General features: G+C 67.6%; 14 protein-coding genes and 1 pseudogene. 8 read left to right on the top strand and 7 right to left on the bottom strand.

The annotated features are described in order from the left end of the window. The first annotated feature begins 229 nt into the window (after positions 1-229). From ACGFZS_RS05610 to ACGFZS_RS05600, 3 genes and pseudogenes are all read left to right on the top strand, one after another. Positions 230-1,022, top strand: a pseudogene (locus ACGFZS_RS05610) (IS5 family transposase). 209 nt (positions 1,023-1,231) lie between these two features. Then, positions 1,232-1,750: a DUF6232 family protein gene (locus ACGFZS_RS05605; protein ID WP_393794127.1), complete on the top strand. Its 519-nt coding sequence runs from the start codon at positions 1,232-1,234 to the stop codon at positions 1,748-1,750. Continuing rightward, positions 1,747-2,142 (top strand): hypothetical protein, encoded by a 396-nt coding sequence (locus ACGFZS_RS05600; protein WP_393793985.1) that lies wholly within the window; start codon positions 1,747-1,749, stop codon positions 2,140-2,142. Before ACGFZS_RS05605 ends, ACGFZS_RS05600 begins: the two co-directional genes overlap by 4 nt. 39 nt (positions 2,143-2,181) lie before the next feature. On the opposite strand, the gene ACGFZS_RS05595 is transcribed toward ACGFZS_RS05600, so the two are convergent. The 3 genes from ACGFZS_RS05595 to ACGFZS_RS05585 all read right to left on the bottom strand — a co-directional run bounded on the left by ACGFZS_RS05595 (position 2,182) and on the right by ACGFZS_RS05585 (position 3,347). Next, a complete protein-coding gene (locus tag ACGFZS_RS05595) occupies positions 2,182-2,319 on the bottom strand; it encodes a hypothetical protein (RefSeq protein WP_393793984.1) in 138 nt (45 codons plus the stop codon). 582 nt (positions 2,320-2,901) lie between these two features. Continuing rightward, positions 2,902-3,144 carry a hypothetical protein gene (locus ACGFZS_RS05590; RefSeq protein WP_393793983.1) on the bottom strand — a complete coding sequence of 81 codons (243 nt, stop codon included), beginning with the start codon at positions 3,142-3,144 and terminating at the stop codon, positions 2,902-2,904. Then, positions 3,141-3,347, bottom strand: a complete 207-nt coding sequence (locus tag ACGFZS_RS05585) for a hypothetical protein (RefSeq protein WP_393793982.1) — start codon at positions 3,345-3,347, stop codon at positions 3,141-3,143. Before ACGFZS_RS05585 ends, ACGFZS_RS05590 begins: the two co-directional genes overlap by 4 nt. Positions 3,348-3,520: 173 nt before the next feature. Here ACGFZS_RS05585 and ACGFZS_RS05580 point away from each other — a divergent pair, with 173 nt between their 5' ends. The 3 genes from ACGFZS_RS05580 to ACGFZS_RS05570 all read left to right on the top strand — a co-directional run bounded on the left by ACGFZS_RS05580 (position 3,521) and on the right by ACGFZS_RS05570 (position 6,229). Further along, a complete protein-coding gene (locus ACGFZS_RS05580; RefSeq protein ID WP_393793981.1) occupies positions 3,521-4,276 on the top strand; it encodes a DUF6879 family protein in 756 nt (251 codons plus the stop codon). A gap of 16 nt (positions 4,277-4,292) precedes the next feature. Then, entirely contained in the window at positions 4,293-5,144 is an 852-nt protein-coding gene (locus ACGFZS_RS05575) for a helix-turn-helix domain-containing protein (protein WP_393793980.1), read from the top strand. Between the two features lie 668 nt (positions 5,145-5,812). After that, positions 5,813-6,229, top strand: a complete 417-nt coding sequence (locus ACGFZS_RS05570; RefSeq protein ID WP_393793979.1) for a hypothetical protein — start codon at positions 5,813-5,815, stop codon at positions 6,227-6,229. Here the strand turns inward: ACGFZS_RS05570 and ACGFZS_RS05565 are convergent. Continuing rightward, positions 6,197-6,832 (bottom strand): hypothetical protein, encoded by a 636-nt coding sequence (locus ACGFZS_RS05565; RefSeq protein ID WP_393793978.1) that lies wholly within the window; start codon positions 6,830-6,832, stop codon positions 6,197-6,199. The genes ACGFZS_RS05570 and ACGFZS_RS05565 overlap by 33 nt on opposite strands. 286 nt (positions 6,833-7,118) lie before the next feature. Between ACGFZS_RS05565 and ACGFZS_RS05560 the strand changes: the two genes are divergently transcribed. Next, on the top strand, positions 7,119-7,532 hold the full coding sequence (locus ACGFZS_RS05560; protein ID WP_393793977.1) for a DUF4429 domain-containing protein: 414 nt from the start codon (positions 7,119-7,121) through the stop codon (positions 7,530-7,532). A gap of 612 nt (positions 7,533-8,144) precedes the next feature. After that, the gene (locus ACGFZS_RS05555; RefSeq protein WP_393793976.1) at positions 8,145-8,657 is read left to right on the top strand and encodes a hypothetical protein; all 513 of its coding nucleotides are present in this window, start codon (positions 8,145-8,147) and stop codon (positions 8,655-8,657) included. 224 nt (positions 8,658-8,881) lie between these two features. Here ACGFZS_RS05555 and ACGFZS_RS05550 read toward each other — a convergent pair whose 3' ends face one another. The 3 genes from ACGFZS_RS05550 to ACGFZS_RS05540 form a co-directional block, all read right to left on the bottom strand. After that, the gene (locus ACGFZS_RS05550; protein WP_393793975.1) at positions 8,882-9,898 is read right to left on the bottom strand and encodes a 1-aminocyclopropane-1-carboxylate deaminase; all 1,017 of its coding nucleotides are present in this window, start codon (positions 9,896-9,898) and stop codon (positions 8,882-8,884) included. Between the two features lie 22 nt (positions 9,899-9,920). Continuing rightward, positions 9,921-10,577, bottom strand: a complete 657-nt coding sequence (locus tag ACGFZS_RS05545; protein ID WP_393793974.1) for a GntR family transcriptional regulator — start codon at positions 10,575-10,577, stop codon at positions 9,921-9,923. A 125-nt stretch (positions 10,578-10,702) separates the two neighbouring features. Continuing rightward, positions 10,703-12,292: a TROVE domain-containing protein gene (locus tag ACGFZS_RS05540; RefSeq protein ID WP_393793973.1), complete on the bottom strand. Its 1,590-nt coding sequence runs from the start codon at positions 12,290-12,292 to the stop codon at positions 10,703-10,705. Positions 12,293-12,413 lie beyond the last annotated feature (121 nt).

The raw sequence follows: 12,413 nt of genomic DNA, 5'->3' as shown, positions 1-12,413 counted from the left end.
ACGCGGGCGGCTAGAACCGGTCGCGGGCCGGCAGGTGCTGGCCGCAGGCGTGCCCACCCCGCTTAGGGCCTGCCGGGAATTAACTTGCTGGTTCCATTCTTGACACTGCAGGTCAGCGGGACGTGCACCCGCATGTTGTTCTTTTACAGGCCCTTACAACGGCTAACACAATGAGGTGGATTGGCACTGCTGGCCGTGTCTGTGCCGGTAGTTGAGCGTTCGGCCAGATGTGGGGACATCGCCGTGGATCGTGTCGGATGAGCTGTGGGATCGCCTGAAGCCGCTGCTGCCGCAGCGTGAACGGCGTTTCCGGTACCCGGGCCGCAGGGCGCTACCGGACCGGGAAGTGCTGTGCGGGATCCTCTACGTGTTGCACACCGGGATCCAGTGGGAGTACCTGCCGCAGGAACTGGGCTTCGGCTCGGGCATGACCTGCTGGCGCCGCTTGCGGGACTGGAACGAGGCCGGCGTCTGGCAGCGACTCCACGACGTCCTGCTGGCCGAACTGAACGCAGCCTCACGCCTGGACTGGTCCCGCTGCGTGGTCGACTCCTCCCACGTCAGAGCACTAAAAGGGGGAGCCACACTGGTCCCTCGCCGGTCGACCGGGGCCGGGCCGGCTCGAAACACCATCTGATCACCGACGGGCATGGCACCCCGCTGGCTGTCCTGTTGACCGGTGGCAACCGCAACGACGGCACCCAGTTCCTGCCCCTGCTCGACGCGATCACGCCCGTCCGCGGCCGTGTCGGCCGACCGCGCCGCAAACCCGATTCGCTGTTCGCCGACCGCGGCTACGACCACGACACCTACCGCGACCAGGTCCGCAACCGCGGATCGTGCCAGCCATTGCCCGCCACGGAACATGCCATGGCACCGGACTGGGCACCTACCGCTAGGTGATCGAAAGGAGCTTCGCGTGGCTGCACGGCTTCCGGCGCCTGCGGATCCGCTGGGAACGCCGAGCCGACATCCATGAAGCGTTCCTCAAGTTCGCCTGCTGTCTGATCGCCCACCGATAACTCAGCTTATTGCGTTAGCCGTTGTAAGCCCCTCATCCCCACAAGCCTCCCACCACCCCATGCCCCGGCAACGAGACGGCCACAGGCCGACTACGCCTCTTAGCCAGCCCTGATCATGCTCATCATTCTGTCGATCTGCCCACCTCCTCCGGCGATAGACGGATACAGTTAAGTGCCGATTGGCAGGCATTCCTGGTACGGGGGGCAGGATGTTCTATAGGCACAATACGATCACTATCCGCGTCAGTCGAAGGGTCCTCTGGGTCGGTTCCGCGGCCTACCCCCTTCAGAACATCGCCCGCGTGATGCCAGAGACGCTGAGGCCGAGCTTCGCCAAGATTTTCAAGAGCGTCGGGCGCTGGTTTCTCGTGGCGTACGTCGTACTCGTGGGCTACGCCCTGTACGTGACTCAAGGTCAAACCCTCGCGGCTGGGCTCATCGCGCCAGCAGTGTTGGGGATCTTGGCCGCGTTCCTCGTCTCTGGTCTCATCCGCCTGGTATGGGCGATCAGCGGAGACACCCTGTACCGGCTCAACATCGAGACTGCGGGAGCGGCGAGCGCCGTAATTACGCATCCAGACAACGAACTGGTGTCCGATATCTCCCGCTCGATCATGGAGGCGATTGACAATCCGGAGGCGGAGTTTCAGTTCCAGGTCGAGAACTTTCATGTCGGTGACAGCATCACGCAGTTCGGCAACGCCAACACAGGCAAGGTGACTGGATGAGTGAAATCCACTACGGCGACAAGATCGTGCAGATTGGAAATCAAAACTCGGGCAAGGTCCAAGGGTCGGTGACCTATGGCAACGTGGATCAGTTCGTCCAGAGGGTCACTCCCGGCTTCGAGGCCCTCGCCGAAGCCGTGGCTGACGCCGTGCGTCATTTGGTCACCGCGGATGTGCCCGATGGTGTCCGCGAAGACGCATCGGATGCGGCAGCAACCGTCTGCGCCGAGGTCGCCCGAGACGAGCCGGACCGCGGCATTCTCCGGCGCGCCCTGGCAACCCTCAGGGGACACCTCGCTCCGATCGCGATCAGCACGGTCGCGGCAGGTGCCACGGCTGGCGGCGAGGAGACGGCGCACGCGCTGATCGAACGGCTCAGCAACGTGCTGTGACCACCACCGTCCGGCGAGTCCTCGCCTGCAACGTGCCTCCTAGCGGTGCCATGCGTCGCGGGCCTTCCCGGCGGAGTCGATCACATCCGGGACCTGGTCCAGCAGACCCTTCACAGCGAAGAGCAGCACGGAAGGCACGCCAGCGATGGCGAGAATGATGATGGCGGTGCCGTCCACCGATCCTTACCTTCCCTGTCACAGGTCGGATCGGGTGCGCAGGCAGCCTCGATCCGAACCCTGCGGTTCGGACCGTGCACCTAACGCCGACGTGTGCGCAAATGTTCTCGGTTCTACTCAGCAGCAGCCGATAACCCGAGCAGGCTCGGGAACTGGAGCGGTCCGCCTCTGTGGTTTCGACTCACGCCGTACAGGTTCGCACTCCGCACTACATCCAGTCGAAACGCTGAGAAGCAGCCCGCGAGGCCTCTGGAGAGCTGGAGAGGCAGAGAGCCTGACGACTTGCCGCGTCGAATGTAGCGCATCACCGAGGGCAGCGGGGGGAGACGTAACTAAGCCTCACCCTGGTCGAGTTGGGGTAAGGCTCAGTTGCTGGTCAGATGGCTTTGGTGAGGGGGCATCACCTGGGGGAGGTGTAGCGGTGATGGGGGCAGGTGCAGCGACGTATGAGGAGGATGCCCCGGCCGTGGGGGAGCGGGATGTCCTTAGTCTGGCGGCACTCGTCGTGCATGCCCAGGTAACCCGGCCGCTGGCCGAGGGCGCACTCAGGGGACATCGTGGAGGTGTCGTCGGTCGGCGCGCTCATCCGAAGATGCCGCCGCTGCTGAAGGTGTTCATGGCGCGGATGCGTTCGGCCATGGCCCGGTGCCGCTCCTCGTCTGTGGCCCGACGGACGTGAGCGGGGTCGGCGTCCCAATCTCGCCCTCCGGCCACGGGGCGCAGCTGGACGTACGAACCTTCGTGCCCCATGAGGTAGCCGAGCTTGTCGCTGGCGATGTCGATGACCAGGGTGCCGGCTGGCGGTTCCACCTTCTCGGCGGTCACTCGCGAGCCCCCGAACGGAGTGCCTTGGCGAGGCGGACGGCCACGTCGGCGCGCACGCAGCCCAGTTCGACCGGCTCCGACCCGGGTGAGGCCGGGTCGAGCCTCAGCGAGGGGAAGACGATCCTCACTCCGTCCAGGGCGGCTCTCAGTTCCTCGACCGCCGCTTGAGTGTCGGTGACGTCCTGCGCTTTCTTCGGTGCCATGAACCCGAAGCTAGGAACCGGCCACCGCTGATCGCTATGGGAGTTGCGCAAAGTTGCTTGACGTCCTCCCCGAGTTGCGGAAGGTTGCTGATAAAGGCCGACGGAACCCGGTCGGGAAGCCGCCGGGCTCAGCGAGGCTTGGAAGATCAGTCCTCTGACGAAAGGAACTGATCATGGCGCGTCGACTGCGCTTCAAAGGCACGGGCAGCGGCGTCAACGGGTGCCCCGCTGTGCATGAAGATCTCGACTCGGGTGAGGTCATCGTGCACGGCCCGGCTCTCACCGACCCCGATGACATCGGCCAGCTTCGCCACCTGAACCAGGGCGAAGTGCCCATCGTGGTACCGCGCGAACTGCTCGTCGACTTCGGCCCGAAGGAGGTCACCCGGGTGCCGGACATCATCGGTCTGGACGAGTTCGACCGGCTCTTCACCCAGTTCAAGCACACGGCCTGGCGGCTGGAGACGCGGCGCCGGTACGCCTCCGACGAAGTCACCGACACTTACGCCCAGTTCACTCGTGGCGAGCCCGTGAACTGGGATGGCGTCGACGTGGAGTGGTGCGCCGAACGCCGGGAACAGACCGCGCTGGGTAAGCGATTCGAGCGGGCGCGTGTGGTGGACAACCCGCCAACGGCCGGTCAGCTCTACCTCCTCGACAACGCGCGCCGTAACAGCGCCGTCGGTGAGCGGATCTTCAACCTGTGGCGCGAGGACGCCGGCCGGCTCGGCCTGCCCGCCGAGGACTTCTGGCTCTTCGACTCGCGGCTGGCCGCCCTCCTGAACTTCGATGACGCCGACACCCTGCTGAATGTCGAGCTGATCACGGAGCCCGCGGCGGTCCTGAGGTACGTCCAGGCGCGGGACGCGGCCATGCACCACGCCATCCCGTACGACCAGTTCGCGGCGCAGCTGACCGCGAAGGAGTAAGGCAGGTTGCTGACCGGTGAGCACGGACTACCAGCAGGCACGCGCGGCCCTGGGCATGCGGTTGCGCGAACTCAGGTTCTCCACCCCCGGTGGCCGGCTCACCGGTCAGCAGCTTGCCCAGCGGTACGGCTGGAACAAGTCGAAGGTCAGCAGGCTGGAGAACGGCAGACAAACTCCCACGGCTGACGACCTGCAGAGGTGGGCCGAAGCGTGCGGCCAGCCCGAGGCGCATGGCGAGCTGCTGGCCAGGCTTCGAGGGTTCGAGTCACACATCCGGTCGTGGCGACGGCAGCTGGCTTCCGGGCACAAGCCGGTCCAGGACACCCACCTGGGCGCGCACGCCGACGCGTCTGTGTTCCGGGGCTGGGAGTCCTCCATGATCTTCGGCATTCTGCAGACGCCGGACTATGCCCGGTCGATCTTCACCCGGTACGCGGAGCTACAGCGGTCGCCGCGTGACACCGAGGAGGCCGTGCGCTCCCGCATGAAGCGGCAGGAAGCCCTGTACGACTCCTCGAAGCGGTTCCACCTCATCCTGTGGGAGTCCGCTCTCCACGCCCTGATCTGTCCACCATCGGTGCTGGCCGCCCAACTGGACCGCCTCTCGGGGGCCATCGGCCTGGACACGGTCGAGCTGGGCATCATCCCCCTCTCCGCGTCCCTCAAGATCCCTCCGGCAACCGCCTTCTGGGTCTACGACGACCGTCAGGTGATCGTGGAGAACTGGCACTCGGAGATGTGGGTCGATGACGCCGACAACGTGGCCACCTACCTGCGCGTCTTCGACACCCTGAGCGAGTCCGCCGTCTACGGCTCTCACGCCCACAACCTCATCGACTCGGCCAGACGCGCCCTCAACCCGCGCTAGGCGGATAAACACCGAAGGGCGCCCCATTTGCGGGGGCGCCCCTTCTCGGTGACTCGACCGTTCACTCAGCTGCCGCCACATGGAACCATCCAGCAACGACGCTTACGGCTGGCATTACGATTTCGATAATCTTCATGCCGAACCTCAGCCTTCTATTTGAATTTGTTTTGTTAGGACGCTTGTCCTGGATGTTGCCCTTACGGAGTGTGCGAATGACCTTGGAGAACTCGTAGGAGTGCCAGATTGCCAAACCAACCGCAAGTGTGATTGCCGGAATCGAACCGGCGGCAGCAATAGCTCAATGAACGGGTTGAGGCTCAAATCTAGCACGGGTGACCGTTTTTGGCCCCGGAGCACACAAGCTCCGGGGCCTCCTCGCGTCCACAACACCTTCAGGGCTTTCAGCACCGCCCGGCACAGGGCCAGAGTGCCCCCGAACGCGATTCCGCCGTCAAGGACGGCAGGTCCGGCCGGCGCGTACATACCTAGCCCGGAGCGCCAGCCCCCCTCCAAACGACCCAGTGACCCGCAGCCGACACCCCCCACCGTCACCTTTCCCAACCTCGTCAGGCCCTGGCCTGACGCCTCCACCGGAGGAGTTCCGCCCATGACCGAACGCGGACATCGGAGGCGTCCCCCTCCTATACGGCTTCACCACGTTGAACGCGATGGAGGTGGCCGTGCGCTGCCGTTGGTGCCTGGTCTGGCACCACCACAAACTCACCGCTCCGCCGAACTTCATCGACTACTACCAGTCACGCTGCTACGCCCGCCCCCACTGGTACGACCGGGGTCGCTGGGTCGAACCGACCAGCACCCCTCAGGCCAGGGTGTACGGCGACGCCTGGTGTGTGCGGCAGCGGGAGGCCCGGCTCCTGGCCGCCGGGAAGCCCACGGCGTCCATCAGGCGTAGGCAGGCCACGGCGCCCGAGCTGGAGCCGCTCCCGCCCCGCATGGTCTGGCCAGAGGGCGGGCGGGTGAAGCGGCCACGCCTCACAGTCCGCGAGAAGTGGCCCACGTGGGACGACGACGAAGACCAGGGAGCTGGCTTGTCAGCCCGTGGCCGTCCGGCTGCCCTCGAATGACGTCTCGGTGCCCCCGGCGGCCGGTGTGGCACCGGGGCGCGCCACGATCGCCCTGGCCAACTCCGCGGTTATCGCCGCCCGCTGCTCCTGCGTCATGCCGGAGTCGGCGACCAGGCGTTCGGCCGCCAGGAAGCGCGACATCTCAAGCGGCTGGTCAAAGTACGCCTTGAGGTGACCAGCCGCCGCCTCCTGTGACCTGACGAACGTCTTGCCGATGAATCCCGCGAGTGCGGCCGACACCGCGCCCAAGCCGCCCGCCACGATCGCCCCCGCCGTCGTGCTGGCGTCGTACGCCACCGCCACGAACAGCCCCAGCATTCCGAAGCCGAGGAACATCGCGAGCTGGGCGCTCCAGAAGGACATGCTCGCCTGTCTCGTGGCGATCTTGTGATATAGCTCCAGTTTGCTGTGGTTCACCTCCCACAGCAGCGCGAGCGCCAGCCGGTGAGCCTCACGGCGTTCTTCGCTCGGAGTCTCGGGCGGATCCTCGTGGGGTCTGCTGGCCCCCTCCGACAGAGCGTCCTCTAGGTTGCGCTCCGCTTCGCGGACTCGTTCGCGGCTCTTTTGCACCTCGTTTGCGGAGTCGACTATGTGCTGGAGCACGAGCGTGAGGAAGCTCGCGGAAGCAAGGATGACACCAACAGTTGCAGGAGCCCGTGGAGCTGGCCCATCAAATGCCCAGTAAAGCCCCCAAATGGACACGGAAACACAGAAAGCGAACGATGCTTCGGCTGTCAGTCTTGCGAATCTGGCCCGCATGATGGGTTATCTTGCCGATCGAACGCCCGAAGCACTACCCGTTCTTGGAAACTTATTTACGGCGTGATGTGTTTGGGCCAACGATTTCGACGATATGCAATGATTTTCTTTCATCCGATGCAATAAGAGATTGCAGCTAATTCGGAGGTCAAGAAATGAGCACAACGCAGCAACCGATTCGGGCCGAAGGCGGAGCTTCGACGGACAGTTGCTGGCGATCGGGCACGGCGCATTAAGCCGGGTGCCGGGCCAGCGCCGGGTAAGCGTGGCACAGATCAGCGAGGTCTATTACAAGGCCCCGCGCAAGTTGCTCACGAACGGGCGGTTCGGCGTGGTCATCATCGGCGACACCAACAACGCCGTGGTGCGCAGTAATGCAGCCGCCATCAAGTCGCCTAACAGCATGGTCTTCGCCCCCAGGCAGCAAGCCGACGTCGAACGGCTCTGTGAAGCCCTCCTGGCGGCCATCGCCAGCCGCCAACTAAACAGCTCCACCAGCAGGCCCGCCCCTTTCGAGGGGCGGGCCTATTTGCGTTCTGACTAATTGCGGCAAGTCGACTGGGCCTGTTTGGATTGGCGCCAGGAAGCCAAATCGGATGTGATTAATTCTCGAATCAAGAGTCTCCGGCTTGAACGCGTTCCTGCGCTGAGGGATGAAGGCCGGATCGACCCCCGGATGATGGCCCAGGAAGAAGTGGTACCCCCCGGCAATGGGCGTGCCAAGGCCGGTAACGGGCGGGCGGAGGGAGATCGCGGGCGGGTGGTGGAGGCGTGAGTCGAATGTGGCCCCGTGGCCCTCGGGTACCGGGGCGGTCGGTCGGTTGCCTTGAGGTGGTCGGCACGGGCCGTTCGGCGCGGTCTGGACGCGGCTGCCGAGCTCGGACAGCCGTCTTCGGCGTTCACGCGGTGGGCCGATGGGGCCCGACAAACCGGTCGAGAAAGCTTTTTCGGGCTGTCACCCTGGCCAGATGTTGCTCAAGCTGACCGGGTCCAGCGGCGCGGGCAAGACCACGCTCGCCTTCGCCGTCATCGACCGACTGGACGGGGTCGTGGTGCACGACTTCGATGAAGTCGGTGTCCCGGACCCTCCGATCCCTCCCCACTGGCGCAACCGCATGACCGAGGTGTGGGTGCGCCGGAGTAGCAGGACCGTGGAATGGACCTGCTGCTGTCCGGGAACTCACCGCTGGGCGAAGTCCTGGCCGCCCCCTCGGCCCCCTCGCTGAACGGCATCGCCGTCTGCCTGATCGACGTCGCCGACCAAGACCGGCGCGACCGACTCGCCGCACGCGACGGCGGCCGATGGGGCCAGGCCGCCACCGACGCCTTCTGCGGCTGGGCCGCCTGGCACCGCGGGCACGCCCGCGACCCGTGCTTCCGGCCCGACGTCATCACCGACGGGAGCTGGCCGGAGATGGCCTGGCACCGGTGGACCACATGGACCGCCGAAGACCCGCGATGGCGCACCCACCTGATCGACGCCACCGGCCGGTCACTCGCGACCTCCGTGAACCAGGTCGAGCGATGGGTCACCGAACAGCGCAACGCACACCGGTCAGGCCGACTGGCTCTGCCCCGAGGCTGGACAGACGAGACGTCCAACCCAGCCGACCACGATGCTCGATCCACTTCTGAAACACGCCCTTGGCCCGACTCACAGTCACGGTAGGACTTCCGCTCAAGCCGACCGTGCGTGGCAGAGCCGAACTCCTGATGACGCACCCGCACCGAGCATCCCGAACTGACCGCCAGCCGGGACCAGGCCATCCCGCCGGCGTGCCGAGCTCGTCCCACGTCGTGATGATCGGTCACCCTGAGGTCGGCGACGACCCGACGATCTCATTGAGGGCGCCGCCCGGGCGGTCGGCTGAGGCTCGCGGGATGTCGTTCTGCCTAGATCACCGCGCTGTACGCGTTCAGTGCCGGCTGGCCGCCGAGGTGGGCGTAGAGGACCGTGGAGTCGGCGGCGATCTCGCCCCGCTCGACCAGGTCGATCATCCCCGCCATGGACTTGCCCTCGTACACCGGGTCCGTCACCATGCCCTCGGTGCGGGCGGCGAGGCGCATCGCCGCGAGGGTGGTGTCGTCCGGGATGCCGTAGATGCCCGCGTGGTAGCGCTCGTCGAGTTCGACGTCGTCGACGGTCAGCTCCCGTTCGACGCCTATGAGTTGGCCGGTGCGGTGGGCGATGCGGGCGATCTGTTCGCGGGTCTCGGTGGGCTTGGCCGAGGCGTCGATGCCGATGACGCGGCGCGCACGGCCGCCCGCCTGCTCCAGCGCGGCGAACCCGGCGACCATGCCCGCCTGGGTCGACCCGGTCACCGAGCAGACGATCACCGTGTCGAAGAAGACGCCCGACTGCCGTTCCTGCTCGGCGACTTCATAGGCCCAGCCCGCGAAGCCGAGGCCGCCGAGCGGGTGGTCGGAGGCGCCGGCCGGGATGGCGTACGGCTTGCCGCCGGACTCCTCGACCTCGCGCAGCGCCAGTTCCCAGCTCTCCTTGAAGCCGATGCCGAACCCGGCCCGCACGAGGCGTACGTCGGCCCCGGCCAGCCTGCTGATGAGGATGTTGCCGACCTTGTCGTACACGGAGTCCGGCCACTCCACCCAGCTCTCCTGCACCAGGACGCACTCGAGCCCGGCGCGGGCGGCCACGGCGGCCACCTGGCGGGTGTGGTTGGACTGCACCCCGCCGATGGAGACGAGGGTGTCGCAGCCCTTGGCGAGCGCGTCCGCGACCAGGTACTCCAGCTTGCGCGTCTTGTTCCCGCCGTACGCGATCCCGGAGTTGCAGTCCTCCCGCTTGGCCCACAGCGCCGCCCCGCCGAGGTGGGCGGTGAGGCGCTCCAGGGGGTGCACCGGGGAGGGGCCGAAGAGGAGCGGGTAACGGTCGTACGAGGAAAGGGACATGGAGGCCTCCTGGAGGGGCGGTTCAGTCGATGGTGTCGTCGTCGGCCAGGTCGGCGAGGGTGCGCCAGATCTCCGCGGTGACCCGGACCGCCGCCTCCGTGTCACCGGCCGCGCAGGCCCTGATCAGCCCCTCGTGCAGCCCGGCCGAGCGGCAGGAGCCGCCCTCGCCGAAGCGGCGGCGCTCCAGACGGCGGATGAGTGGGGTGTAGCGGGCCACCGTGGCGGCGGCCGCGCGGTTGCCCGCCACGCGGACCAGTACGTCGTGCAGTTCGTCGTCGGCGCGCAGCGCCTCGTCCACGTCACCGTCCTGTACGGCGCCGGCGAACCGCACGTTGGCCGCGCGCATCTCGTCCAGGTCCGCGTCCCGGAGCCGGGGCACGGCGGCCCGGGTGACCAGTTCGTGCATGGCGCCGACCACGGCCGCCGCGTCCCGCACCTCGGCGGCCACCACCGGGGTGACCCGGGTGTAGCTCTGCGGCTTGCTCTCCAGCAGCCCCTCGTCGACGAGCCGCGCGAACGCCTCCCGCACCGGCGCCCGGGACAGCCCGAGCCGCTCCGCGAACTCGGCGTCACGCACCACCGCACCGGGTTCGATCTCCCCGGCGACGATGGCGTCCCGGATCGCGGTGTAGGCGCGGTCGCGGAGCAGGGTGCGGGGCAGGGGTCGTAGGGCCTCCATGCACTGAAATGTTAGATATCAATAGCGGGGCAGGCAAGGGTGCGGCGGGGTGGGTATCGGTGTGGCGGGCATGGGTGTGACCCGCACCCCCCGTGAAGGTGCGGGTCACGATCGAGGGGCGACGGTCAGGCCGCCGTCGCCCACGGCCAGTCGGCGTCCCGGGCCGCCTCCAGCAGCGGCACCATGCGGAAGGCCGCGTCCGAGAGGCCGCCGAAGGTGTGCCGGCCGGCCTTTCCGGACGGGCCGTGGCCGACCCGGTAGCCGGCCAGGTTCCAGGTGTAGACCGGGATGTGCGCCGGCACCTGCCGGGTCGGGTCGCCGTGCTGGTGGTACGCGTACTGCTCGTCGGTGACGATCAGCACCCGGTCCTGCCCCCGGTAGTGCGCGCGGATCGCCGAGGTGGTGTCGGTGCCGCCCAGGTCGCCGAAGCGGCCGAGGATCCTCAGCACCGACTCGGCCCGGTCGAAGTCCAGCCGCTTGCTCGTCGTACCGAACTCGACGAGGTCCGCGTCCGCCGCCCGCAGCGCGAGCGCCGTGCCGAAGATCGCCGCCGCGTCGGCCCGGTTGAGCTCCGAGCGGTCGGACAGCGGCGAGTAGAACATCGAACCGGACCGGTCGACGAGCACCAGCGTCCGCCCCGGCAGCGCGGGCACGTTGGCCAGCGAGTGGCCGAGCGCCCGCTCCAGCGGGTAGGACCAGCGCAGCGACGGCGCGTGCTGGTACGCGGCGAGGTACCGGAAGGGGAACTGCCGCGACCGCGCCACCTCCGCCGGGTCGCTGATCCGGGCCGCGACCTGGGCGGCGACCTCGTCGGAGACCCCGGCCTCGTCGAAGTTCCGCAGGTTGCGGACGAGCGCCATGGTCCCCATGGAGGGGATCACGGCCTCCCAGGCCGCCCGGTCCATCGGCCCCTGCAGCCAGCCGGCCAGCGCCTCCCAGGTCAGTCCGGCCGCCGCGAGCCGCTCGGCGCCGTCCGGCCCGGTGACGACCGCGCGCCGCCGCTCGACGGGCAGTGCCATCAGCTCGCGGTGCGCGGCGAGCACCGGGCTCGACCCGGGCGGTACGGCGGTGTCCGGGTGGTGCCGCCGGTCGAGGGCGTACCGGAACAGCTCGCCCTGCCACGGCTTGTCCGGGTCCGGCGCCGCGTGCACCAGGTTGAGGATGTCGCCGAAGCGGTAGCCCTTGGACGCGGTGTCGTACTTGAGCAGCGACTTGCCGTGGTAGAGCCGCCGTACGGCGTCGGCGATCCCCCGCTTGACGGGCTTGGGGACGGCACGGCCGTGGGTGGCGGTCCAGTAGGCGAGCAGCTCGCCGGGCTCGTCCGGCCGCCGCAGCACGGACGCGACGACCTGCCGGTTCGAGGGGCCGCCGGTGGCGCCCACGGCCAGCCGTGCGTGCACGTACTCGGCGGCGCCCACGAGCGAGGCGGTCCGCATGTTGCCCTCACCGCGCAGCCAGCCGAGCAGGCCGGCGGTCCACTCCGGGTCGGTGACGGCGAGCTCGCGCACGAGCCCCGCGAACCGGTCGTCGCGGTCGGCGCCGGTCTCGTAGAAGGTCCGCTGCGAGACGAAGTGGGAAACGGCGAGCAGGAAGAGCTCGGAGCGCGCGTCCCGCTCCCGGCCGAGGCCGCCCTGGTAGGTACGGAGCACCCGTCCCGTGGAAGTGACTCGCGAAGTGGGCTGCGCCCGCGCCGACTTGGTGTTGAATCGCGCCATGGTGAATTCCCCCCGAATTCATTGGAGTTCCGGAGGAGGCGCAACAGAAGGAGGGTGTCCGAGTTCAGGGATCGACGACGGGACTATTACCTGGCGCGTCTGCCATTCCGCCACACCGGCC

Source organism: Streptomyces sp. NPDC048288 (assembly GCF_043201555.1).
Classification (GTDB): domain Bacteria; phylum Actinomycetota; class Actinomycetes; order Streptomycetales; family Streptomycetaceae; genus Streptomyces.
Note: the sequence above shows the minus strand (reverse complement) of the source record. Positions and strands in the feature narration are given on the sequence as shown.

Excerpts from the sequence above, each read along its gene's own strand:
- ACGFZS_RS05545 (WP_393793974.1), bottom strand. The coding sequence starts at position 10,577 with ATGGAGGCCCTACGACCCCTGCCCCGCACCCTGCTCCGCGACCGCGCC.
- ACGFZS_RS05585 (WP_393793982.1), bottom strand. The coding sequence starts at position 3,347 with ATGGCACCGAAGAAAGCGCAGGACGTCACCGACACTCAAGCGGCGGTC.
- ACGFZS_RS05540 (WP_393793973.1), bottom strand. The coding sequence starts at position 12,292 with ATGGCGCGATTCAACACCAAGTCGGCGCGGGCGCAGCCCACTTCGCGA.
- ACGFZS_RS05600 (WP_393793985.1), top strand. The coding sequence starts at position 1,747 with ATGAGTGAAATCCACTACGGCGACAAGATCGTGCAGATTGGAAATCAA.
- ACGFZS_RS05580 (WP_393793981.1), top strand. The coding sequence starts at position 3,521 with ATGGCGCGTCGACTGCGCTTCAAAGGCACGGGCAGCGGCGTCAACGGG.
- ACGFZS_RS05550 (WP_393793975.1), bottom strand. The coding sequence starts at position 9,898 with ATGTCCCTTTCCTCGTACGACCGTTACCCGCTCCTCTTCGGCCCCTCC.
- ACGFZS_RS05555 (WP_393793976.1), top strand. The coding sequence starts at position 8,145 with ATGGACCTGCTGCTGTCCGGGAACTCACCGCTGGGCGAAGTCCTGGCC.
- ACGFZS_RS05570 (WP_393793979.1), top strand. The coding sequence starts at position 5,813 with ATGGAGGTGGCCGTGCGCTGCCGTTGGTGCCTGGTCTGGCACCACCAC.
- ACGFZS_RS05605 (WP_393794127.1), top strand. The coding sequence starts at position 1,232 with ATGTTCTATAGGCACAATACGATCACTATCCGCGTCAGTCGAAGGGTC.